Source organism: Wenzhouxiangella sp. 15190 (genome assembly GCF_003417465.1).
Classification (GTDB): Bacteria; Pseudomonadota; Gammaproteobacteria; order Xanthomonadales; family Wenzhouxiangellaceae; genus Wenzhouxiangella.
This window is the reverse complement of record NZ_QVMV01000045.1, coordinates 25,718-48,723: the sequence shown is the minus strand read 5'-3', so window position 1 is coordinate 48,723 and position 23,006 is coordinate 25,718. Positions and strand designations below refer to the sequence as shown.

General features: G+C 63.3%; 23 protein-coding genes. 8 read left to right on the top strand and 15 right to left on the bottom strand.

All coding sequences use genetic code 11. From position 1 onward, the window contains the following. Positions 1–685 precede the first annotated feature (685 nt). Entirely contained in the window at positions 686–847 is a 162-nt protein-coding gene (locus tag DZK26_RS11660; protein WP_116898835.1) for a phage integrase N-terminal SAM-like domain-containing protein, read from the top strand. Between the two features lie 182 nt (positions 848–1,029). On the opposite strand, the gene DZK26_RS11655 is transcribed toward DZK26_RS11660, so the two are convergent. The 3 genes from DZK26_RS11655 to hemL all read right to left on the bottom strand — a co-directional run bounded on the left by DZK26_RS11655 (position 1,030) and on the right by hemL (position 5,846). Beyond that, the gene (locus DZK26_RS11655) at positions 1,030–2,466 is read right to left on the bottom strand and encodes an NAD(P)(+) transhydrogenase (Re/Si-specific) subunit beta (RefSeq protein WP_116898836.1); all 1,437 of its coding nucleotides are present in this window, start codon (positions 2,464–2,466) and stop codon (positions 1,030–1,032) included. Positions 2,467–2,476: 10 nt separating this feature from the next. Next, complete coding sequence (locus DZK26_RS11650) at positions 2,477–4,054, bottom strand: Re/Si-specific NAD(P)(+) transhydrogenase subunit alpha (protein ID WP_116898837.1); 1,578 nt, start codon at positions 4,052–4,054, stop codon at positions 2,477–2,479. Positions 4,055–4,559: 505 nt separating this feature from the next. Next, positions 4,560–5,846 (bottom strand): glutamate-1-semialdehyde 2,1-aminomutase, encoded by a 1,287-nt coding sequence (gene hemL / locus DZK26_RS11645; RefSeq protein ID WP_116898838.1) that lies wholly within the window; start codon positions 5,844–5,846, stop codon positions 4,560–4,562. A 185-nt stretch (positions 5,847–6,031) separates the two neighbouring features. Between hemL and DZK26_RS11640 the strand changes: the two genes are divergently transcribed. Next, a complete protein-coding gene (locus tag DZK26_RS11640) occupies positions 6,032–6,184 on the top strand; it encodes a rubredoxin (RefSeq protein ID WP_116898873.1) in 153 nt (50 codons plus the stop codon). A 180-nt stretch (positions 6,185–6,364) separates the two neighbouring features. Here DZK26_RS11640 and DZK26_RS11635 read toward each other — a convergent pair whose 3' ends face one another. From DZK26_RS11635 to DZK26_RS11620, 4 genes are all read right to left on the bottom strand, one after another. After that, on the bottom strand, positions 6,365–7,126 hold the full coding sequence (locus DZK26_RS11635; RefSeq protein WP_116898839.1) for a metallophosphoesterase: 762 nt from the start codon (positions 7,124–7,126) through the stop codon (positions 6,365–6,367). Positions 7,127–7,383: 257 nt separating this feature from the next. Next, positions 7,384–7,617, bottom strand: coding sequence for a DUF6116 family protein (locus DZK26_RS11630; RefSeq protein ID WP_116898840.1), 234 nt, complete (start codon positions 7,615–7,617; stop codon positions 7,384–7,386). 194 nt (positions 7,618–7,811) lie between these two features. After that, on the bottom strand, positions 7,812–8,285 hold the full coding sequence (locus DZK26_RS11625; protein ID WP_220376496.1) for a DUF192 domain-containing protein: 474 nt from the start codon (positions 8,283–8,285) through the stop codon (positions 7,812–7,814). Between the two features lie 275 nt (positions 8,286–8,560). Then, positions 8,561–10,555, bottom strand: a complete 1,995-nt coding sequence (locus DZK26_RS11620; RefSeq protein WP_116898841.1) for an ATP-dependent helicase — start codon at positions 10,553–10,555, stop codon at positions 8,561–8,563. A gap of 87 nt (positions 10,556–10,642) precedes the next feature. Here DZK26_RS11620 and DZK26_RS11615 point away from each other — a divergent pair, with 87 nt between their 5' ends. Together DZK26_RS11615 and DZK26_RS11610 are read left to right on the top strand one after the other, a co-directional pair. Next, positions 10,643–11,161 (top strand): hypothetical protein, encoded by a 519-nt coding sequence (locus tag DZK26_RS11615; RefSeq protein WP_147306699.1) that lies wholly within the window; start codon positions 10,643–10,645, stop codon positions 11,159–11,161. 10 nt (positions 11,162–11,171) lie between these two features. Next, a complete protein-coding gene (locus tag DZK26_RS11610; RefSeq protein ID WP_116898843.1) occupies positions 11,172–11,813 on the top strand; it encodes a thymidine kinase in 642 nt (213 codons plus the stop codon). Between the two features lie 72 nt (positions 11,814–11,885). On the opposite strand, the gene DZK26_RS11605 is transcribed toward DZK26_RS11610, so the two are convergent. Then, complete coding sequence (locus DZK26_RS11605) at positions 11,886–12,824, bottom strand: LysR family transcriptional regulator (protein ID WP_116898844.1); 939 nt, start codon at positions 12,822–12,824, stop codon at positions 11,886–11,888. Between the two features lie 263 nt (positions 12,825–13,087). Between DZK26_RS11605 and DZK26_RS11600 the strand changes: the two genes are divergently transcribed. After that, positions 13,088–14,107 (top strand): DMT family transporter, encoded by a 1,020-nt coding sequence (locus tag DZK26_RS11600; protein WP_116898845.1) that lies wholly within the window; start codon positions 13,088–13,090, stop codon positions 14,105–14,107. On the opposite strand, the gene DZK26_RS11595 is transcribed toward DZK26_RS11600, so the two are convergent. From DZK26_RS11595 to DZK26_RS11565, 7 genes are all read right to left on the bottom strand, one after another. Beyond that, on the bottom strand, positions 14,025–15,011 hold the full coding sequence (locus tag DZK26_RS11595) for a glutathione S-transferase family protein (RefSeq protein ID WP_116898846.1): 987 nt from the start codon (positions 15,009–15,011) through the stop codon (positions 14,025–14,027). The two genes, DZK26_RS11600 and DZK26_RS11595, sit on opposite strands and share 83 nt — an antisense overlap. Positions 15,012–15,216: 205 nt before the next feature. Beyond that, the gene (locus tag DZK26_RS11590; protein WP_116898847.1) at positions 15,217–16,089 is read right to left on the bottom strand and encodes a fructosamine kinase family protein; all 873 of its coding nucleotides are present in this window, start codon (positions 16,087–16,089) and stop codon (positions 15,217–15,219) included. Positions 16,090–16,107: 18 nt separating this feature from the next. After that, positions 16,108–16,536, bottom strand: a complete 429-nt coding sequence (locus DZK26_RS11585) for a CBS domain-containing protein (RefSeq protein ID WP_116898875.1) — start codon at positions 16,534–16,536, stop codon at positions 16,108–16,110. A gap of 71 nt (positions 16,537–16,607) precedes the next feature. Further along, entirely contained in the window at positions 16,608–17,936 is a 1,329-nt protein-coding gene (mnmE, locus tag DZK26_RS11580; RefSeq protein ID WP_116898848.1) for a tRNA uridine-5-carboxymethylaminomethyl(34) synthesis GTPase MnmE, read from the bottom strand. A gap of 159 nt (positions 17,937–18,095) precedes the next feature. Continuing rightward, on the bottom strand, positions 18,096–18,587 hold the full coding sequence (locus DZK26_RS11575) for a macro domain-containing protein (protein WP_116898849.1): 492 nt from the start codon (positions 18,585–18,587) through the stop codon (positions 18,096–18,098). Positions 18,588–18,776: 189 nt separating this feature from the next. Beyond that, entirely contained in the window at positions 18,777–20,033 is a 1,257-nt protein-coding gene (gene amt / locus DZK26_RS11570; RefSeq protein WP_116898850.1) for an ammonium transporter, read from the bottom strand. A gap of 16 nt (positions 20,034–20,049) precedes the next feature. Next, positions 20,050–20,388 (bottom strand): P-II family nitrogen regulator, encoded by a 339-nt coding sequence (locus DZK26_RS11565; protein WP_116898851.1) that lies wholly within the window; start codon positions 20,386–20,388, stop codon positions 20,050–20,052. A gap of 203 nt (positions 20,389–20,591) precedes the next feature. Here DZK26_RS11565 and mutM point away from each other — a divergent pair, with 203 nt between their 5' ends. From mutM to DZK26_RS11550, 3 genes are all read left to right on the top strand, one after another. Further along, positions 20,592–21,404, top strand: coding sequence for a bifunctional DNA-formamidopyrimidine glycosylase/DNA-(apurinic or apyrimidinic site) lyase (gene mutM, locus DZK26_RS11560; protein WP_116898852.1), 813 nt, complete (start codon positions 20,592–20,594; stop codon positions 21,402–21,404). Between the two features lie 133 nt (positions 21,405–21,537). Continuing rightward, positions 21,538–21,744: a DUF3185 family protein gene (locus DZK26_RS11555; RefSeq protein WP_116898853.1), complete on the top strand. Its 207-nt coding sequence runs from the start codon at positions 21,538–21,540 to the stop codon at positions 21,742–21,744. Between the two features lie 31 nt (positions 21,745–21,775). Then, the gene (locus tag DZK26_RS11550) at positions 21,776–22,912 is read left to right on the top strand and encodes a PLP-dependent aspartate aminotransferase family protein (RefSeq protein ID WP_116898854.1); all 1,137 of its coding nucleotides are present in this window, start codon (positions 21,776–21,778) and stop codon (positions 22,910–22,912) included. Positions 22,913–23,006: the final 94 nt, after the last annotated feature.

Genomic DNA, 23,006 nt, shown 5'->3' with positions numbered 1-23,006 from the left:
CGCGCGTAAGCGCGTCCGGTGGAGGCCCGACAGGGCCGGAACGTACTTGAGCGACTTGTTATGTTTCATCATCTACTATTGGCCCGCCGACCGTATCGAAAAGCATAGAATGGCATTCAACTGAGAACCAATTGTCAAATAGCTCAAGGGACCGCTGTCTAGGCCAGAGATCGGGATCGGTATACCAGCCTTCTAGTTCACTTTCAAAAAGGACACTAAAGTTCGTCTCAACCCAACCACGAACGGCCTCGGACGTCTCAGCGTCCTCGTCACTTATCAAGTACACAGGGCGGTCTAAATTGGCGTCTTCGAGGGTAACTTCTTTTGCAGCCGGATTAGGATCGGCAGCATTTATCCACCGAATGGCTGGCTCTTTGTACCGAAGAAGCAGAGCTGCTCTATTCAACAAAGCCAATCTCCTGATCGAAACATAACTAATAACTAGGTGGATTAAGTGTGGGGCGGTCGATTGGGGAAGCAAAGTTCCGTTTAATTGTGACCTCACGGGTTTCGATTGGCAGTTTCTTCATAAATTCAGAGCTTTGGCCAGACACCTGAGCGGCTTCATTGCGGCGCTTTTCCTTTTAAGTAGCAACTTTCCTACCGCACAGCGCGCTTTGTTCTCATTTTGCCGCTCAATGCGGTGCGCTTCAATCGTAGGCTCACTCGATACGGTTGAACAGGCATGGCGAGCAAATTGCTGGATCGGCTTCGGGCGGCGATTCGGGCCCGGCACTACAGCTCTCGCACCGAAGAGGCCTACGTGCACTGGGCTCGGCGATTCATTCTGTTTCACGACAAGAAGCATCCCGCGGATATGGGCAAGCGGCAGGCCAGCAGTTGCTGAGCCATTCGGAGGTGCGCACCACGATGATCTACACGCACGTGATCCATCGCGGTGCGATGGGCGCGAGGAGTCTGATGGACGGGATGTGAGATTGGCCACGCTACCGCCGTGGCCCGCCCGCATTCACGCCGCGTCCCCGGGGCCAGTCTAGCGAGCCCGGATTCGGGGTTCAAATTTGGGGTTCACTCGAGTTCTTTGAGCAGCGCTTCCATCGAGGCCTTGGCGTCGCCGTAGAACATGCGGGTGTTGTCCTTGAAGAACAGCGGGTTCTCGATGCCGGAGTAGCCGGTGCCGCTGCCGCGCTTGCACACGAACACCTGTCTTGCCTTCCACACTTCCAGTACCGGCATGCCGGCGATCGGACTGCCCGGGTCGTCCTGGGCGGCCGGGTTCACGATGTCGTTGGCGCCGATGATGATGACCACGTCGGTGTCGGGGAAGTCTTCGTTGATCTCTTCCATTTCGAGCACGATGTCGTAGGGCACCTTGGCCTCGGCCAGCAGCACGTTCATGTGCCCCGGCAGCCGGCCGGCGACGGGGTGGATGGCGAAGCGCACGCTCTTGCCCTGCTCGCGCAGTTTCTTCGTCAGCTCCGACACCGCGGTCTGCGCCTGGGCGACGGCCATGCCGTAGCCGGGCACGATGATCACGCTATCGGCATCGGCCACCGCCGAGCCCACGGCATCGGCGTCGGCGGCGACCATCTCGCCGTCGACTTCCGCGGAGCCGCTGGACTCCCCGCCCCAGCCGCCAAGGATGACGGAGACGAAGCTGCGGTTCATGCCCTTGCACATGATGTAGGACAGGATCGCGCCCGAGGCGCCGACCAGCGCCCCGGTGACGATGAGCAGATCGTTGCCCAGGGTGAAGCCGATGGCCGCCGCGGCCCATCCCGAGTAGGAGTTGAGCATCGACACGACCACGGGCATGTCGGCCCCGCCGATGGCCATGATCAGGTGGCAGCCGATCAGCCCGGCGATGACGGCCACGGCGATCATTGTCCACAGGCCCGCGCCGCCCAGGTAAAGCCCGCCGAGCACCAGGCAGGCGATGACGGCGACGAGGTTGAGCATGTGGCGGCCCGGCAGCGTGAGTGCGGCGGAGCTGAGCTTTCCGGACAACTTGCCGTAGGCGACGATCGAGCCGGTGAAGGTGATCGCCCCGATCAGGATGCCCAGGAACAGCTCGACCTGCAGGATGCTGAGTTCCACCGCCGACTTCTTGGCGATGGTGGCCGCGAAACCGGCCAGTTCGGCGACGGTGCCGGCCTCTTTCGCGGCGAGTGCGACGGTCATTTCCAGGTGCGCGTTGATGCCGATGAACACCGCGGCCAGGCCGACCAGGCTGTGGAAGCCGGCGACCAGTTCGGGCATCTGCGTCATCTGCACGCGCTTGGCCACGAACCAGCCGACCAGGCCGCCGATGGCGACCAGCAGCGCGATCAGCGGATACTGGCCGACACCCGGCGTGCCGATGGTGGCGAACACCGCCAGCGCCATGCCGACGATGCCGTACCAGATGGCGCGCTTGGCCTTTTCCTGGTTGGCGAGCCCGCCCAGCGCGAGGATGAAGAGTACGGCCGCGACGACGTAGGCGGCAGTGATCAGTCCGATAGGCATCGTTATTCCTTTAGCTGCGCTTGAACATGGCGAGCATGCGGCGGGTCACGAGGAAGCCGCCGAAGATATTCACCGAGGCCATCAATATGGAAGCCGCGGCCAGCCACATCACCGTGGCGTTGGACGAGGCCACCTGTAGCAAAGCGCCGACGATGATGATCGACGAGATCGCGTTGGTGATGGCCATCAGCGGCGTGTGCAGCGAGTGCGCCACGCCCCAGATCACGTGGTAGCCGACGAACACCGCCAGCACGAACACGATGAAGTGCTGCATGAAACTCGGCGGTGCCACCGCCCCCACGCCCAGGCACAGCAGGCCGCCGATGCCCAGCATCCAGCCGGTGCGGTTGAGCGAGGCTTTCAGTTCCGTGGCCTCGCGCTCGGCCTTTTCTTCCTTGGTCTCTTCCGGCTCCTTCTTCTTCGGCTTGGCCGAGGCGATGGCCTTGGTCTTGGGTTCCGGCGGCGGCCAGGTGATCTCGCCGTCGTAGCAGACCAGCGAACCGCGGATCACGTCGTCTTCCATGTCGATCACCGGCGTGCCGTCTTTCTCCGGCGTGAGGTCGTCGAGCATGTGGCGGATGTTGGTGGCGTATAGATTGGATGACTGCGTGGCCATGCGGCTGGGGAAGTCGGTGTAGCCGATGATGGTCACGTCGTTGTCGGTGACGATGCGCTCGTCCTTCTTGGTGAGCGTGCAGTTGCCGCCGCGCTCGGCGGCGAGGTCGACGATCACCGAACCGGGCTTCATGGCCTCGACCATGTCCTCGGTCCACAGCTCCGGCGCCGGGCGATTGGGAATCAGCGCGGTGGTGATGACAATATCGACGTCGGGTGCGAGCTCGCGGAATTTCTCGAGCTGCTTCTCGCGAAACTCCGGGCTCGACGGCGCCGCGTAGCCGCCGGTCTCGGCACCGTCCTGCTGTTCTTCCTCGTCGAACTCGAGGTAGACGAATTCCGCGCCCATCGACTCGATCTGCTCGGCCACTTCGGGGCGAACGTCGAAGGCCAGGGTGATGGCGCCCAGCGAGGTCGAGGTGCCGATGGCGGCCAGCCCGGCTACGCCGGCGCCGACGACCAGCACTTTGGCCGGCGGCACCTTGCCGGCGGCGGTCATCTGGCCCATGAAGAAGCGGCCGAAGTTGTTGCCCGCCTCGATCACGGCGCGGTAGCCGGCGATGTTGGCCATCGACGACAGCGCGTCCATCTTCTGCGCCCGGCTGATGCGCGGCACCATGTCCATGGCCAGCACGGACATGTTTTTGGCTTTCATCTTCTCGAGCAGGTCCTCGTGCTCGGCCGGCCAGACGAAGCTGATCAGGGTCTTGCCCTCGGGCGCGGCCTCGATTTCCTCATTGGAGGGTTCGCGCACCTTCACGATGATGTCGGCCTGCTGCCACAGCGCCTCGGCCGAATCGACCACTTCCACGCCGGCCTTTTCGTACGCCTCGTCGGTGAACGAGGCCGCCAGCCCCGCGCCCTTTTCGACCAGGCAGTCGTAGCCCAGCTTCTGAAGCCGGCCCGCGCTCTCGGGTGTCAGCGCAACCCGCGCTTCACCCGCTGCGGTCTCTTTCGGTGCACCTACTTTCATTCCATGCGCTCCTGGAAATTTCTGTTGGGGTGGCCCCGCATTCGGTGAGGCCGATTCCCTCCATCAAGGGGTCGTCGCCGGATCAGCGCCATCCCCTTGCTCCTCTGGGATGCTAGTGTACCCCGTCACTCATTCTGCAACTTATAGCGAGTCGGAGAGCGTTTAGCTGCAAGGCCTGTCTCGCAGGGAATGGTGGGGCCATTTTCAAGAGACAGAACGCCGCAGATGAACGCTCTCCGGCTCGCCCTTCGGGAGCGCGCCTGAACCGACATTGCAGGGCAGGCGGAGCCGCATGGCGGCTTTCGCGGAGCGAAAAAAGCCATGCGAGCGTAGCCGTCGCCCGTGTTGCGCCCCTTGCAAAGGGCGCTGCCATTCACTGCGGGTCGCGCCTTGCACTGTCGGCTCAGGCACGCTCTATAAGTTACACAATGAGTGACGGGGTACACTAGCCCACTCCGCCGGGCCCGGCAACTTCCGGCCCGACCGGCATCCCCTTCGATGCTTTTTAGTCCGCGATCTTCTTCAGCGCTTCGCCTGCCGCGCCCACGGTTTCGGTGACGTCGGCGGCGGTGTGGGCACTGCTGACGAAGCCGGCTTCGAAGGCCGAGGGGGCCAGGTAGATGCCGGCATCGAGCATCGCATTGAAGAAAGTCTTGAAGTGCTCGATGTTGCAGGCGGCGGCCTGGTCGAAGTTGGTGACCTGCTCGGCGTCGGTAAAGAAGTAACCGAACATGCCGCCCACCGCCACGGTGGCCATGGGGACGCCGGCGTTGTCGGCGGCCTGCTTGAAGCCCTCTGCCAGTTGCGTCGTGCGGGCCTCGAGCTTTTCGTAGAAGCCTTCCTCGCGCAATAGCTCCAGGTTGGCAATGCCGGCGGCCATGGCAACCGGGTTGCCCGACAGCGTGCCGGCCTGGTAGACGGGGCCTTCCGGGGCGATGAGCTTCATGATCTCGTGCTTGCCGCCGAAGGCGCCGACGGGCATGCCCGCGCCGATGACCTTGCCGAAGGTGGTCAGGTCGGGAGTGACGCCGTAGCGGCCCTGGGCGCCGGTGGGGCCGACGCGGAAGCCGGTCATGACTTCGTCGAAGACCAGGACGGCGCCGTACTCGTCGCAGATCTGGCGCAGGCCTTCCAGGAAGCCGGGTACGGGCGGCACGCAGTTCATGTTGCCGGCCACCGGTTCGACGAAGACGCAACCGATCTCGTCCGGATACTGGTCGAACAGCGATCGAACGCTGTCGAGGTCGTTGTACCGGGCATTGAGGGTGAGTTCCGCCAGCGCGGCGGGCACGCCCGGTGACGTCGGCACGCCCAGGGTCTGCGCACCGGACCCGGCCTTGACCAGGAAGCTGTCGCCGTGGCCGTGGTAGTTGCCCTCGAACTTGATGAAGCGGTCACGGCCGGTGGCCGCACGCGCCACGCGCAGGGCCGACATGGTCGCCTCGGTACCGGAGTTGACCATGCGCACGCGTTCCAGCGAGGGAATCAGCTCGCACAGCATTTCGGCCATGGTGACCTCGCCTTCGGCGGGCGTGCCGAAGCTCAGGCCCTTGGCGGCAGCTTTTTGTACGGCCTCGATGATGTGCGGGTGGGCATGGCCGCAGATCATCGGGCCCCAGGAGCCGACGTAGTCGATGTAGCGCTTGCCGTCTACATCGAACATGTAGGCGCCTTCGGCATGTTCGAAGAAAATCGGCTCGCCGCCGGTGGCGGAAAAGGCGCGTACGGGCGAGTTGACGCCGCCGGGAATGCGGGCACAGGCTCGGGTGAACAGGTCGTGGCTGACGGTCATGGCGTTTCGAACAACTCCTGGAATTGGCATGCACGGGTCGAAATTTCGGGCAACCAGTTTACGGCATCCGGCCCCGACGGCGAGCAGGTACGCTGCCGGAGACGAGCTCCATCATTTAGAATGCGCATCTGATTTCCCAATACGGATTTTAACGCGTGAGCGAAGAGCAACCCTTCAAGAGCTGGATGTGCATCGTCTGCGGCTTCATCTACGAAGAGGAAGAAGGCTGGCCCGATGACGGTATCCCGCCCGGAACCCGCTGGGAAGATGTTCCCGAGGACTGGGTCTGCCCCGACTGCGGGGCGGGGAAGGAAGACTTCGAGATGGTCGAAATCTAAGAAGCCGCCGCAGAGCTACTGCGCGGGCGACTGACGGCGTCCGGCGGTACTCGCAATCCTCATGTATCTTCTACATACACTGCGGTTACTGCGTGCCGGCGGCCACCGTCACTCGCCCGCTCGCTACGCTCTGCGGCGGCTTCTTCCGGAATCCAACGCCTGAACTTACCTGATCTCTGTTCAGATTCCGGTTGCTTCGAAGATTCCCGTCTCCCATTTGCCGTCCGGCCACAGCCGGAACCAGCGCGCGGAGGGGCCCTGCTCGCTCGGGCTGAATTTCGGCGCTTCGCGTACGCCGTTGGCGGCCGTCGAGGGTGCCGACAGGCAGGCCACCCCGTCATGCTCTCCTTCGAAAATCTGATGGACATGGCCGAAGGCCACCGCCTTGACGGGCTTGCCAGCCAGGCGCTCCCACAATCGTGCCGGCTCGATCAGCGGGTACTTGTCGATCCAGGGTGAACCGACCGCCAGGGGCTGGTGGTGGACAAACACCAGTGCGGGCTTGTCCTCGGCCAGGTTCTCCAGCCCGGCCAGGCGTTTCTCGGTCAGTTCGCCTTCGGGTCGGTTGGGCCAGGCCGAGTCGAGCAGCGCGATCTGCCAGCCGCCGTCTTCGATCAGCGGCCCGGCTTCGAAATCCAGTTCATCGAAAACCTCGGCCATGACCCCGCGTTCGTCGTGGTTGCCGGGGATCCAGGCAATCCGCGGTGCCAGATCGCGCACGAAGCCGCCCATGCGCCAGTAGGATTCCGGCGATCCGTCCTCGGAGACATCGCCGGACAGGACGATGGTGTCGGGTGAGAGATCCTGAATGCCCGGGCGCAGGCTGGCCAGGTTGGCGTCGGCGGGCTGGCCGCGATAGCGGGCCTGCGGGTCCTTCGACAGGTGGCTGTCCGAAAGTTGCAGGAGGGTAATGGGTTGCGCAGTGGTAGCAGGTAGATTCATACCGGTCAGGATATCGCAGAGACGGGTTGAGCTCGGCTAAAAACCTGGAACCACGGAAGACACGGAAATCACGGAAGAAAATCCCGGTGGCACCCAGGAGCCCTCGATCCCAAGTGGGAGCGGTCTCCAGACCGCGACCTCCCGGTCCAGCTTTGCATCGCGGCTTGGAAGCCGCTCCCACGTCGGGTCCGAGTCTCTGAAAATGTTGACGGAAAAACTCTTTCCGTGAATTCCGTGTCTTCCGTGGTTCCCTGGATTTATTCCTTTGAGGAAGACGCCTCGCTTTCATCCGAGTCGCTCTTTCGCCGCTCGCGGAAGGCGCCGACGATGACGGTAACGACCAGCATGATCATTTCGTCGATGAAGGGAATGGGATCCGGGATGAACAGGTTGGCGCCGAACAGGCCGGCCAGGATCAGGAACAGGGTGGGAAAGCGCCGCCGCTCTAGAAAGCGCTGGAAGGGGCCGAAGAGTTTCTTGAAGATCCACATGCTTGCTGCGCCTGGAGGTGAAGCTAAACCCCGAGCTTATCACCCGGTTGAGCCTCCATCGTGCCATGTCGTCCCGGAAATCGCGCGAGCGATTATCCGGGATCTCGCAGCTTTCCGGGTGGCACTGCGTTAGGCCGTACAGATTCCGCGCCTGCGAGGTCCCGGCTCGGTGGCCGGGACGACAGGTGGTGCAGTCATTTCCCCTGGTCGCGGGATTCCAGTTGCGCGACATTCCCCACCTGGATGCGATCCCCCGGCTCGATGCCGTACTCCGCGGCCAGCCCGCCGTTGATTTCGAGCACGTACTTTGCCGGGCCGTCGCTGGGATAGTTCGGGCAGCGTCCGGTGCGCGATCGGCACGGCGGGGTATCGGCGCTGATGCTGACCACTTCCAGGTCGCGGTCGAGGTAGATGATGTCGAGCGGGATGCGGGTGTTCTTCATCCAGAACGAGCGCGGCCGTTCATTCGGAAAGATGAACAGCATGCCGTGGTCGGCGGGCAATTCGTCGCGAAACATCAGGCCCTGGGCACGGGTGGCGTTGTCGGCGGCGATTTCGACGCTGAAGCGCTCGCCCTCGACCGTCACGTAGGGCTCGCCCGCATCGCAGCCGGCCAGTGCCAGCATCGCCATGACGGCCACCACCAGCTTGATCCGCTTGTGTGCCATGTTGGGCATCATAGCGTTTTCGAGGTTTGGGGGCATCCGCTTGTGGTCTCGCCTGGTGCGTAATGGTCAAAGGCGAATAACCGCGAAGACGCGAGAAACGACAAGGACAGAACAAAAACCGAGGAACCACGGAAATCACGGAAGGCGCGGAATGAAAAACTAATTCCTTGTTTCCGTGCTTTCCGCGTCTTCCGTGGTTTCCATCTTTCAGGTTCTATATTCTTTGCGCTCTTTGCGTCTTTGCGGTTAAAGCGCTTTTGTCTCGCTTCTGCCGCTCAGCCTTCGAGCATGGCCTTCAAGGCGGCGATGTTGTCCATGGCGTCTTCGGCCGAGGCTTCCTCGCTGCCGTGGCGCGCCGGCCAGGAGATGGCGCTTTCGGGCAACTCGTCGAGGAAGCGACTGGGGGTGGTCTCGACCTGTTCACCGCCGCGGCGGCGACGGCGCGCGTAGGAAATCGCGAGCTTGCGCTCCGCGCGGGTGATGCCGACGTACATCAGGCGGCGTTCTTCCTCGATGCTGTCCTCGTCGACCGAGCGGGTGTGCGGCATCAGGCCTTCCTCGCATCCCGCGAGCCAGACACGTGAGAATTCCAGCCCCTTGGCTGCGTGCAGGGTCATCAGGCGCACCATGTCGGCACCGTCGTTCCGATCGTCGTCGGGACCGGCGGCCAGGGAGACCCGGGCGATCAGCTCCTCGCCGGACTGCACGTCGGCGCTCAGACGCTCGACCCAGCCGGTGAGGTCCTTGATTGATCGACGGCGGCGATCGGCCTTTTTCGGGTCGTCGTCGGTGTCAATCAACCACTCGATGTAACCCATGTGGTCGAGCATCTCGGCATAGGCTTCGCTGATGCTGTTTCGCTCGGCCCGGTCGTTGAAGTCGATCAGCATGTTGGTGAACGAGCGAAAACCACGCTGCGCCTGGGTCGGCAGCTCGGACTGGAACATCGGATCGATGGCCGCCTCGAACAGGCTCTTGTGCGTGGCGTCGGCATAGGTGGCCAGGCGCGACATCGCGCCTGAGCCCAGTCCGCGCCGCGGCGCGTTGGCCACGCGCATGAAGGCGGGGTTGTCCTCGGGATTGACCAGCAAGCGCAGATAGGCGAGGCAGTCGCGCACCTCGCGCGCATCGAACCAGCTCGGCCCGCCCGAGACCACGTAGGGCAGGCCGTACTCGCGCAGTTGCTGTTCGATCGCCCGCGCCTGGAAATTGGAGCGATAGAGCACGGCGCAGTCGCCGTAGCGCGCGTGGCCGCCGTGTACCTCTGTAATGATGGCGCGTGCGATCGATTCGGCTTCGTCGGCCTCGTCGGCATACTCGGCGATCTCGATCCTGTTACCGGGGCCGCGCTCGCTCCAGAGCTGCTTTTCGAACTCGTGCGGATTGCAGGCGATCACCGAGTTGGCGGCGGTCAGGATATAGCCGGTGGAGCGGTAATTTTGCTCGAGCTTGACCACCTCGAGATTGGGCCAGTCGGACTTGAGGCTGACCAGGTTTTCCGGCCGCGCGCCCCGCCAGCCGTAAATCGACTGGTCGTCGTCACCCACCGCCGTGAAGGCACCGGTGTCGGCGGTCAATCTGCCCAGCAGGCGATACTGCGCCTCGGAAGTGTCCTGGTATTCGTCGACCAGCAGGTACTTGAGCTTGTGGCGCCAGCGCGTGCGCAGCACGGGATCCTCGAGCATCCTGGCCGGAATCGCGATCAGGTCGTCGAAATCCACGGCGTTGAGCGCGGCCAGTCGTTCCTGGTAGCCAGCGTAGATCTCGGCCGCGCGGGCGGCATTCTCGCTTTTTGCCGCGGCGTGCGCCTGCTCGACGTTCAACCCGGCATCCTTGTAGCGTCCGATCCCGGCCTGCACCGCGTAGACCATGTCGTTGGGCGCGCCCGAGGGCAGCAGTTCGCGCACCAGGTCGCCGGCGCCGTGCTGGTCGAGAATGCTCAGGCCCTTGCGCCGGCCGGCGGCTTCCGGCTCGGATCGCAGAATCTGCCAGCCCAGGGAGTGGAAGGTGGAAATGGTCAGGCCCTCCACCTTCTTGCGCCCCAGCCGCTTGCCGATGCGGCTCTTCATCTCGCGCGCGGCCTTGTTGGTGAAGGTGATCGCCGCAATCTCGCGCGCACCGTAGTGGCCCTTGTCGATCAGCCAGGCGATCTTCTCGGTAATCACCCGCGTCTTGCCCGAGCCCGCCCCGGCCAGGACCAGCAGCGGCGTGTCGATATGCGTGACCGCAGTGTGCTGGGCCGGGTTGAGTTTTATGGCGGGCTTCGACATGGGCGCGGCATTGTAGCGGATAGTCGATTCTACAGGCCGGAATTTTCCGACGTCGGCCTGCGCACCGGAAACGATATACTGCTGTTTATGCGATTACTCCTTTGCCTCACCATCGTGCTGACCAGCCTGTCCGCCGCGCCATCTTTCGCTGCCGATGTCACCCGCATCGAGCTGCACCAGCGCGAAGACGTGATGCAGGCGCAGCAGCGTTTCGTGGGCAACCTGCGTGCGCAGGCCCAGCGCGAGGGCATCGTGGTGAAGGTGCCGCAGCTTTTCGTCTATTTCACCGACCGGAGCAGCGCCTGGCATTTGCTGGGATTCCGGCGCGGCTTCGAGCGGGAACTGGGTCTGACCTACGAGCACGGTCGACGCGAGCGCTCGATGGTGAACCTCGAGCGGCTCCTCGATCGCACGCTCACGCCCGAGGGCGAGCCCTACACCCATGAAGACCTGCCCGAGGCCGACCTCTACCTGCTGTTGTATCGCCGCGAAGACTGTGACGATTGCCGGCTGGTGGAATCGACCCTGAGTGACTGGCTGGATGAACAAGAGAACCTGAATGCGGTCTGGTTCGACGTCTGGGTGGATCGGCACGAAGCGGACTGAACGTTCGAGCATGGCCAAGCTTTATTTCTATTATTCGACCATGAATGCCGGCAAGACCACGGTCTTGCTGCAGTCGGCCTACAACTACCTCGAACGCGGCATGCGGCCGCTGCTGCTCAGTCCCGGTATTGACGACCGCGCCGGCGGCGGCGTGATCCGTTCCCGCGTGGGCATCGAACAGCCGGCGCTGGCGGTGGGCCCCAAAGACGAGCTGTTCGAGCTGGTCCAGGGCGAACTCGACTCCGGCAACATCCACTGCGTACTGACCGACGAGTCGCAGTTTTTCACCCGCGACCAGGTCTACCAGCTCACCGAGGTAGTCGACCGCCTGAAGATTCCGGTGCTGGCCTTCGGATTGCGCACGGATTTCCGCGGCGAGCTGTTCGAAGGCAGCCAGTACCTTCTGGCCTGGGCCGACAATCTCAAGGAACTCAAGACCATCTGCCACACCGGCTCGAAAGCGACCATGGTGGTGCGCGTCGGCGACGACGGCTATGCCGTCACCGACGGTGAGCAGGTGGAGATCGGCGGCAACGAGCGCTACGTCCCAGTCTCGCGCGCCGAGTTCAAGCTGGTGTTCTACGGCGGCAAAAAGGTGCGCGACTTCGAACCGGTGCGCACGGAAAGCCAGCCGGATCTGCTCAAGCCCTGACGCGTCTTTCCTTTAGCGCGGCTGCCCAGTCGCCGAGCAAGGCCACGAGCCTGCAGATGATAGAGAAACTTCCTAGCGGCTCCAGCCGGAGGCCTCGGCCTGTTTGACCAGCCATTGCGAGAGGTGGCGGATGCCCGGTTCGTTCATACGCGAGGTCTTGCAGGCGAAGTGGAATTCGTCACCGGTTCTGAACTCATGGGTGGGCAGGCGCACAAGGTCCGGGTCGGTTGCGGTATCGAGCATGTAGTCGTTCGACAGGGCGATGCCCTGGTGGTGACGCGCCGCCTCCTGGGCCAGCAACATGTGCGAGAAGTGCTGAACGTGCGCGTCGGGTGGCAGCTTCGCCTCGCCGGCGGCGAACCAGCGGCGCCAGTCCTCGCCCGGGCGCTCGAAGATGCTGGCGGCCGACAGCAGGGTAAAGCGCGCAAGCCACTCGGGCCGTATGGCGCCACCACCCTTCTTCCGCAGACCGGCATCGTCGAGTTCGTCTCGAATATGGTTCCAGTACTGACGTGAACACACGGCGAACAAGCGCTCGACGTAGAGGCGCTGCGACTGGTAGCCGCGTTGCTTGTAGCGAAAGGTGATGTAGCAATCGGCCAGGCGTTCGGACATCAGCGGCATGTCGGCGAGCATTTCCAGGTCGACATCGAGCTCGGGATGCTGGCGCTGCAGGTGCGGCAGGCGGGGAATCAACCAGCTCACGGCGAAGGAGCTGGGTACCGCCAGCCGGATGCGGGAGTCACTGACACCGCGCAGCTGTTCGCTGGCGCGCTCGATCTGGGCCAGGGCCGGGGCGACGGTCTCCAGGTAACGTTCGCCCTGCTCGGTCAGCGCGACGCGGCGGCCGCCGCGCTCGAACAGCGATTCACCCAGGTGATCCTCGAGCTGGCGAATCTGGTGCGAGACCGCCGACTGGGTCACGTGCAGTTCCTCGGCCGCGGCCGAGAAGCTGAGCGTACGGGCGACGGCCTCGAACACCGGCAGGGCCCTGAGCGGAGGCAGGCGCATTATCTAAATATCTCATGTGTGATGATTATTGATCATTTTACATAATCCATTTGCAGTCCCAGAATTGGCGCCTGAGCAGATGCTCGTCCGTTAGCCCGACGTTGGCCACCGGAGCCGCTGTCGCCCCGGAAATCACGCAATGATTATCCGGGGCCTCGTCGATCGGTTCGGTTGAGCTTCAATGCAATGGTCCCGGATAACGCCTTCGGCGTTTCCGGAACGACTGGTATTGGTTGAGTCACCGTCCATACAGGAGGTACGGCATGTCCGGACGCACCGTCAACAGCGCGATCTTCCTGCTGGTCGTCGGCAACCTGCTGGCGATCTTCTCGGACACGCTGATCAAGTGGGCCAGCGGCGACCTGGCGGTGTTCCAGTTCGTGGCCGTGCGCCTGGTATTCACCGTGCTGTTGCTGGTGCCGTTTCTGTCGCTGGTGGACTGGAAGAATTTCTGGGGCGGTTCCCGCGTTCACCTGGTGCGCTCGCACGTGGGCCTGGGCGGCATCCTTTGCATGGTCGTCGCCCTGGGCGCCCTGCCGCTGGCCACGGCCAATGCCATCTTCTATGCCGCGCCGGTGCTGGTGATGGTCTTCGGCGTGCTGTTATTCGGAGAACGGCTGAACAAGTCGAGCCTGTTCGCCGTGATCGGCGGCATGCTCGGCGTGCTGATCATCCTGCGCCCGACCGAAATGAACCTGGCCGGCTTCACCGCGCTGGGCCTGGCCGTGGCGCTGGCGGTCAACGCCTTGCTGGTGCGCAAACTGCCGCGCGAGCAGTCGGTGGTGCACAGCCTGCTGCTGAATTACCTGTTCGCACTGCCCGCGGCACTGGTGCTGGCAGCCATCGAGGGCGCGCCGCTGGATGTGTCTTCACTGGGCGCGGCTTTCGGCTCGGCGCTGTTCATCCTGGGCTACAACATGACGGTGATCCTGGCCTACCGTCACGTCGACGCCAACCAGGTGACCGCCTCGGAATACACCGGTATCGTCTGGGCCTTCGTGATCGGCTGGTTGTTGTTCGCCGAGGTGCCGGACCTGTGGTTCTGGGTCGGCACGACCCTGATCGTGGTGCCCTTGCTGGTGCAGGCCCTGCAATCGACCCGTCCTGCGGGACGGCGGCGCCTGGCCACACAAGTGGGCGGTTCGCGCCGCGCTACCGACCGGCTGTCGGCCGCAAGCGAGGAATCCGAGACGACCCCGATCAGTCAGCCGGCAAACGCTCACGGTCGTGCTTGCGATGAAAGTCCAGCGCCGGTCCGATCGGCACGATGTGGTTCGGATTGATCGTGTCGTGGCTGCCGTAGTAGTGCAGCTTGATGGCGTGGAAGTCGACCGTCTCTGAAATACCCGGCACCTGGTAGAGCTCGCGCAGGTAGTTCGACAGGTTGGGGTAGTCCTCGATGCGCCGGATATTGCACTTGAAGTGGCCGACGTAGACGGCATCGAAGCGGATCAGGGTGGTGAACAGGCACCAGTCGGCTTCGGTGATTCTTGACCCGCAGAGATAGCGATTCTCGTCCAGACGCGCCTCGAGTTCGTCGAGGGTCTCGAACAGCGGGATCACCGCCTCTTCGTAGGCATGCTGCGCGGTGGCGAACCCGGCCTTGTACACGCCGTTGTTGACGTTGTTGTAGACGGTTTCGTTGATGGCGTCGATTTCTTCGCGCAGATCCTCGGGGTAGTAGTCGCCCTCGGCGGCACCGACCTCGTCGAAGGCCGAATTGAACATGCGGATGATATCGGCCGATTCGTTGCTGACGATGGTGTTTTCCTGCTTGTCCCACAAGACGGGCACGGTCACGCGGCCGGTATAGTCGCTCTTGGCGGCGGTGTAGACCTGGTGCAGGAACTCGGCGTTATGAATCGGGTCGGGCGTGACCTTGTAACCGGGCTGGAAAGTCCAGCCGTTTTCGCGCATCAGGGGATTGACCACCGAAACCGGAATCATCTCTTCCAGGCCCTTGAGCTTGCGGAAGATCAGCGCACGGTTGGCCCAGGGACAGGCGTAGGCGACGTAGAGGTGATAGCGGTCGGGCTCCGCCTTGAATCCACCCTTGCCCTGCGGGCCGGGAGATCCGTCGGCGGTGACCCAGTTACGGAAGGCCGCCTTGTCGCGCTCGAACCGGCCACCGGTGGATTCGGTGTCATACCACTGGTCGTGCCAGACCCCGTCGACGAGAAGTCCCATCTTTCACTCCGGATTGGTTTCTGATGTAACTAGTTTAACAAGATGCAGCTTGGACGTTCCCCGGAGCGGCCAAAGTCAGCATGCCCACAATCAACCGGCTGTCAGCGCCTCGCCCGTTTGGAACATGCGAATTTGCTTGGTACTTGGTGCTTGCAATTTGAGATTTCCAAGGCTCAATCCCATGGCCCAACCGGGTTACTCACTCTCAAAGGATCCGCCTGCAGAACTGCTGGCACGCTTCAATGTACGGCCCACCGAAGAGATTGGCGTGGTTGAGCATGTGGTAGAGCTTGTAGTAATGGCGGCGGGTTTCAAATCCCTCAGGCAAGGGCCACGCCTCGTTATAGGCGCGAAAGAAGGCGTTGTCGAAGCCGCCGAACAGATGTGCCATGGCCAGGTCGCATTCACGGTCGGCGTAGTGAACGGCCGGATCGAAGATGACCGGCTCGTCGTCGCCCAGGGCGGCGGCATTGCCACGCCAGAGGTCGCCGTGAATCAGCGATGGCGGCGGATCGTGCCTGGCCGAAACGGTCTGCCAGGCGGAGATCACCTCGTGCTTGAGATCGTTCCAGCCCTGGTCGGGAAGGTTGCGACGCAGGCGGTCGAACTGCGCGGCCAGGCGGTGCGAGGCGAAAAAGGTCGCCCACTCCCCGGCCGGGGTATTGATTTGTGGCGTCCGGCCGATGTAATTGTTGCGGTGCCAGCCGAAATGCTCGCCCGTGCTGCGATGCATTTGCGCAAGCTGCTGACCCAGGTTGGCATCGGCGCGGCTGTTTCGTCGGCCGAGCTCGAGATATTCCAGCGCCAACCAGGCAAAGTCTGCCTGCATGCCGCGGCCGATAACACGGGGCACACGAATCGTGCCGGTCCCGGCCAGGGCCGAGAGACCATCGGCTTCGGCTGACAGAAGACCGGATTGCTCCAGCGGCAGGCTCTTGAGAAAGATTTTCGAGTCGGCGGCTCGAAGAAGCCAGGCATCGGCTATGTCGCCGCCGGGAATCCTCTCGATGTGCAGGCCGTGCTCGTCAAGCCCTAGGGTTCTGGCGACCGCAGATGCCTGTTCTATATCCAGCGACATTGCTTCCCCTGACCGGGGTCAGCCGGTTACGTAGCGTTCCAGTTGTTCAATCAGCTGCTTCTGGTCACCGATGACGGCATTCACGAGGTCGCCGATGGAAACGACACCCAGCAGTTGGCCTTTCTCGACGACGGGCAAGTGACGAATGCGCTTATTGGTCATTAGCGCCAGACCCTCTTCCGCGGTCGCCTTCGGTGAGATGGTGATGGCCGGACTCGAACAGATGTCGCCTACCTCGGTGTCGCGTGAGGATCGGCCTTCAAGAATCACCTTGCGGGCATAGTCGCGCTCGGAGACGATGCCGTGGAGCTGATCGTCGTCCAGGACGATCAACGCGCCGATTCCCTTGGTCGCCATCAGGCGAATGGTGTCGTAGACCGTGTCTTTCGGGCTGACCGACCAGATCTGATCGCCCTTCTCAGCGAGAATCTGTCGAATCGTGTGCATGACCATCACCCTCTTGCTATGCGGTTGTCGGATTCGAGTATAGGCCTGCCGGGCCCGGGTCGGCAAATACGCTATTTGCCGATGCAGAAGCTGGAGAAGATACGACCGAGCAACTCGTCGGAACTCATTCGCCCGGTGATCTCGCCCAGCGCTTCGGCCGCCAGGCGCAGTTCCTCGGCCAGCAGTTCTCCCGATCCGCTGGCGGCCAGCTCGGCCTGGCCGCGGCGGATATGCTCGCCGGCGTGATCGATGGCGTCGACGTGTCGCTGCCGCGCGGAATACTCGCCACCACCCGATTCGTTCAGGCCGAGTTCTTCGACCACCAGCTGCTCTAGCAGGTCCAGACCGTTGCCGGTTTTGGCCGACACGCGGACGTGTCGCCCTTCCCTGGTCGGCGCTTGCCCCAAGAGATCGATCTTGTTGTCGATACGGATCAGCGGCACATTCTCGGGAAGTCCCGGCAGAGGATGGGCTTCGGGGTCGGCGGCGTCGACTACCCAGAATATGAGGTCGGCGGCGTGCATCTCGCGTTCGGCCCGACGAACGCCTTCGGTTTCGATCCGGTCGGCGGTCTCGCGAATGCCCGCGGTATCGGCCAGTGTGACCGGCAGACCGGCAATGGTGATGGTCTCGCGCAGTACGTCGCGCGTGGTTCCCGGAACCTCGGTGACGATGGCCGTGTCATGGCGGCTGAGCGCATTGAGCAGGCTCGACTTGCCGGCATTGGGCCGGCCGACGATGGCGATGCGAACCCCGCTGGACAGCAGCCGGCCGGTGCCGGCACGGGCAAGCAACTCTTCCTGACGGGCACGCAGGTCGGCCACACGCTGTGCCACCTGACCGTCGGCCAGGAAGTCGATTTCCTCGTCCGGAAAATCCAGGGCGGCTTCGACCCATACGCGTAGTTCGACCAAGGCTTCGGCAAGTTCGTCGACTTCCTTGGAGAACGCGCCTTCGAGACTTCGGTGAGCGGCGCGTGCGGCGGTATCGGTGGCGGCGGCGATCAGGTCGGCCACGGCCTCGGCCTGGGCCAGGTCCATGCGGTCGTTAAGAAAGGCGCGCTGGCTGAACTCCCCCGGCCCGGCTCGCCGGGCGCCGAGTTCCACGCAGGCGGCAACCATCATCTCCAGTACCACTGGCGATCCGTGACCCTGCAGTTCGACGACGTCCTCGCCGGTGAATGAATTCGGCCCGGGAAAAACGATCACCAGGCCGGAATCCAGGGTTTCACCCCCGGGGGCCCTCAACGTGCGCAAGCTGGCATTTCGAGGCGACGGCAGCTTGCCGCCGAGTTTCTCCGCAATCGCGCGGCTATCCGGACCTGAAAGACGCACGACGCCAACACCGCCCTGACCCGGTGGTGTAGCAATGGCGACAATTGTTTCGGTGGGAGAATCCATGTTTTGGGATTTTGCCATGCAGCGGGATTGGTTACCTGGTGGGTGACACTGGCCGCTGTGCGGGCTTCGACACGTCAAGGGCGGTTCCGCCCGCCTGCTCCGCAGGCTGATGGCGGGTGGTTCGCAAACTTACCAGTTGCTGGGTTGCTTGGCGCCCCGTCACTCCATGAGACGCTGAAAGGCTTTCAGGGTCTTCTTGTCGAACAACACAAAGCGAACCTGCAGGTTCGCAGGCGCATGTGCCTGAACCGTTTCGCTTGCGATGGTTGCCGCATCCTCCAGCGGATAACCGAAAGCCCCGGCCGACAGGGCCGGAAAGCCGATCGACTTGATACTGTTTTCCTCAGCCAGGCGCAAGGCATTGCGGTAGCCGTCGGCAAGCAGGCGATCGGCCGGTTCGTCGAGCCCATAACGCGGACCAAGTACATGAATGACCCAGCGATTCGGCAACTCGAAGGCTTCGGTGATGACCGCTTCGCCGGGCTCGATCGGCGCCATGGGCCGGCAGGCCTCGGCAAGCTCCGGGCCGGCGGCGCGATGAAGCGCGCCGGCCACCCCTCCGCCGGGCATCAATTGCGCGTTAGCGGCGTTGACCACGGCATCGAGGCCGGGTTGGTTTGCGATATCTCCTTCAACGATTTCGATGGGCATCTTGCCTCCGTTTGGTTGGATACTCTTCAATGGTGCCATGATCCTAGGAAGTGCCTGAAAACGTAGCGAGCGCGCGACTGGCGGTGGCCGCCGGAGCGCAGGAACCGCAGTGTATGTGTGAAATACATGAGGATTCCGAGCACCGCCGGACGCCGTCAGTCGTGTGCGCAGTAGTTTTCAGGGGCTTCCTCAGTCACCGCCAGCCGGGGCAAACTCCGGATACGCTTCCATGCCGCAGTCGACCCGGTCGAGACCGGCCGCTTCGTCGTCGGGATGAACCCGCAGGCCCACGGTGGCCCGGAGGATGCCCCAGAAGGCGAAGCTCATGGCGAATACGAATCCGCCGATGACGGCCAGCCCTGCCAGCTGCCCGCCCCATGTGGCGTCCGAATTGGTCCAGAGCACGATCAGCACACCCCAGATGCCGCATGTTCCGTGCACCGAAATGGCGCCGACCGGATCGTCGATCTTCAGCTTGTCGAGCAGCACGATGGAGCCGACCACCAGGCCACCGCCGACCAGGCCGATCAGGGCGGCCTGTACCGGCGCGGGCGCCAACGGTTCGGCGGTGATCGAGACCAGGCCCGCCAGGGCGCCGTTGAGCGCCATGGTTAGGTCGGCCTTGCCGAATGCCGTGCGGGCAACCAGCAGAGCGGCAACCAAGCCGGCCGCTGCCGCGGCATTGGTATTGACGAAGACTCGGGCAACGTTGTTCGCCGACTCGACGCTGGAGACGGCCAGTTCCGAGCCGCCGTTGAAGCCGAACCAGCCCATCCACAGGATGAAGGTCCCCAGGGTGGCCAGGGGCAGGTTGGCGCCGGGAATGGCGCGGGCCTTGCCGTCGGGGCCGAAACGGCCCTGGCGAGGTCCGAGCAGCACAACACCGGCGAGCGCGGCGGCCGCACCGGCCATGTGCACGATACCCGAGCCGGCATAGTCGCTGTAGCCCAGGCCGTCGAGGAATCCGCCACCCCAGCTCCAGTAACCCTGAACCGGATAGATGAAGCCGGTCAGGATGACGGCGAAGGCCAGGAAGCTCCAGAGTTTCATGCGCTCTGCCACCGCACCGGAGACGATCGACATGGCGGTGGCCACGAACACGACCTGGAACATGAAGTCCGACAAGCGGGAGTAGTAGATCTCGCCGTCGCTGGCGAGCACCGCTTCAGTGCCGTGATCCGTGGCCGAAAGCAGCCAATCGACGCCCGGCCAGAAGCCGTTGATGCCTTCGGCCGGGTACATCAGGTTGTAGCCGATGATCATGTACAGCAAGCAGGCCACCGAATACAGGGCGACGTTCTTGGTCAGGATCTCGACGGTGTTCTTGGCCCGTACCAGTCCAGCCTCGAGCATGGTGAAACCGGCGGCCATCCACATGACCAGGGCGGCGCAGACCAGGAAGTAGAAGGTATCGAGGGCGTAGCGTGTTTCGATGATGGCTTCCATTTGTGTCGGTCCTCCCCTAGATGGCGTCCTGGTCGCGTTCGCCGGTGCGAATGCGGATGACTTGATCGAGTTCGGCGACGAAGATCTTGCCGTCGCCGATTCGGCCGCTGCCGGCCGAGGACTGGATGGCCTCGATCACGTCGTCGAGGCGGCCGCTGTCGACGGCGATCTCGAGCTTGATCTTGGGCAGGAAGTCGACGTGATATTCCGCGCCTCGGTAGAGTTCGGTATGCCCCTTCTGGCGACCGAAGCCGCGCACCTCGGTGAGCGTCATGCCAGTGACGCCGACCTCGGCCAGCGCGGAGCGCACCGGGTCGAGCTTGAAGGGTTTGATGATGGCCGTGACCAATTTCATGGCGGTTCTCCCGTGGATGTCCCTGACCAACAGGGCAAGCGGCGTGCCATTTCTTCAATGCCCTGATTTCTAGTGATTTTTCCCAACAGACCTCCTGACCACTGCCCCGATTCTGGGCAGACGCTGGTCAAATTTGGCGCAGGCACTCACCCGGCGTGCGCGATAATGCCCTTCGCCATTCATCGCCTGGATCACGCCATTCCATGCCCGAGTTGCCCGAAGTCGAGACCACCCGCCGGGGCCTGAGCCCGCTGGTCGCGGGACGGCGCATCGCCGCCGTAACGATTCGCCAGCGGCAGCTGCGCTGGCCGATTCCCGAGGAGGTCGACGGCATCGCCGGGCAGACGATCACGGCACTGGAGCGGCGCGCAAAGTGGCTGATCTGGCATCTGGAGTCCGGCTCGCTGCTGTGGCACCTGGGCATGTCGGGATCCTTTCGCGGCTGGCAACAACCCCCCGCTCCCGGACCGCACGACCATGTCGACCTGCAGGTCGAGAACGGCTACCTGATCCGCTTCACCGACCCGCGCCGTTTCGGCGCCCTCTTGTGGGGCGGAGACCAGCCACTCGAGCATCCGCGCGTGGCCAACCTCGGCCCCGAGCCGCTGGGCGATGATTTCCACGGCGAGCGGCTGTGGCGCTTGAGCCGTGGTCGAAAAGCATCGGTCAAGCTGTTCATCATGGATGCAAAGACCGTGGTCGGCGTTGGCAACATCTACGCCTCCGAGGCCCTGTTTGACGCAGGTATTCACCCGCGCCGGCCGGCCGGGCGCATCAGCCGGGCGCGCTACGGTGTGCTGGCCGATACCATCCGGCAGACCCTGGCCGATGCCATCGAACTCGGCGGCACTTCGCTGAGGGATTTCACGGTCGGCGATGGAACGCCCGGCTATTTCGGGCAGTCCCTGAAAGTCTACGGACGCGAAGGCTTACCGTGCCCCGGCTGCGGCGAGCCCGTCCGGCGCGAGATCATCGGCCAGCGCAGCACCTTCTTCTGTCCAAGATGCCAGCGTTGATTGCCAGAAACCGTTCGATGCTGCCAACAACCATGTGGTCCCATCGGCCTTGCCCCGGCATGCTCCACGCTGTACAGGTCGGCACGGCGCGGGCTATGCTCTGGGCAGGGGGATTCACCAAGGAGGTAAATCCATGAGCACCAATCGGATCATCGGCATCATCCTCATTATCGTCGGCGGCGGACTGCTGTTCTTCGGCCTGCAGGCCACCGGCTCGTTTGCCGAAGAAGTCCACGAAACCTTTACCGGTCGCTTCACCGACGAAACCACCTGGTACCTGCTCGGTGGCGGGGCGGCGCTGGTCGTGGGCCTCATCATGGCCTTGCGCGGCGGGAAGTAAATAGTTTCGGCAACCTCAACCGTTCGAGACCATGACCCGAAAAGCCTCAATTGAGACCGCCTGCGTTCACGCCGGCGAACAGCATCACGACAGCCGCTTCGGGCTCAACAGCCCCATCGTGACCAGCACCGCCTTCGATTATCGTCAGTCGGGCGTTCGTTACCCACGCTACGTCAACGCGCCCAATCACGACGTGGTCGCCGGGAAGCTCGCGGCGCTCGAGGGCACGGAAGCGGCACGGGTCACCGCTTCTGGCATGGGAGCGATCAGCGCCGTCTTTCTCAGCCTGATGAAGCCCGGCGAACACGCCGTGATTCTCGACGGACTCTATGGCGGCACGACGGACCTGATCGAAGGCTTGCTCGAGCCCCTGGGGATGCACTTTTCAACGTGGGATGGCGATCCGGATGCACTGGCCGGGTTGTTCGAGGACAAGACACAGTTGTTGATGGTCGAGTCCCCGACCAACCCCCTGCTTTCGATCGTCGACCTGGCGGCCACGGCCGGCATCGCGCGCCAGCATGGCGTGGTGAGCTTTATCGACAACACCTTCGCCACCCCCGTCCTGCAGCGTCCGGCCGAACACGGCTTCGAGCTGATCATGCACTCGGCCACCAAGTACCTGGGCGGGCATTCCGACCTGCTTTGCGGGGCTCTGGCCGGCTCGAAGGAGCTGATTGATCGCATCCACCCCAACATCGTCCGCCTGGGCGCGACCCTCAACGGCCAGGACCTGGCCCTGCTGGAACGTTCGATCAAGACCCTGGCCGTACGCGTCGAGCGCGCATCCGGGAACGCCGGCGATCTGGCGAAACGCCTCGACAGCGATTCGCGCATTGCCGAAGTGCGCTACCCGGGCCTGCCCGACCATCCGGGGCATGCCGTCGCGGCGAAGCAGATGAGCGGTTTCGGGGGCATGCTGACGTTTCGGCTGGCCGACTCGATCGACCCGGAGGCATTCCTTGAGCGACTCCAAATGATCGCCCCGGCCATCAGCCTCGGTGGTGTGGAGTCGACGATTTCCCAGCCGTCGAAGACGAGCCACGCCAAGCTCACCGACGAAAAGCGTCAGGCACTCGGCATCGACGATCGGCTGATGCGGCTGTCGGTTGGAATCGAGGGGGTGGACGAAATCTGGGCCGATCTGAATCAGGCCTTGGAAAACTGATCCAAAAAAAGCAAAATCTCTAAAACGCAAAGACGCGAAGCAGCAAAGAACGCTAAGAGAAAATGAATTCTGGTTTTCCTTTGCGCTCTTCGCT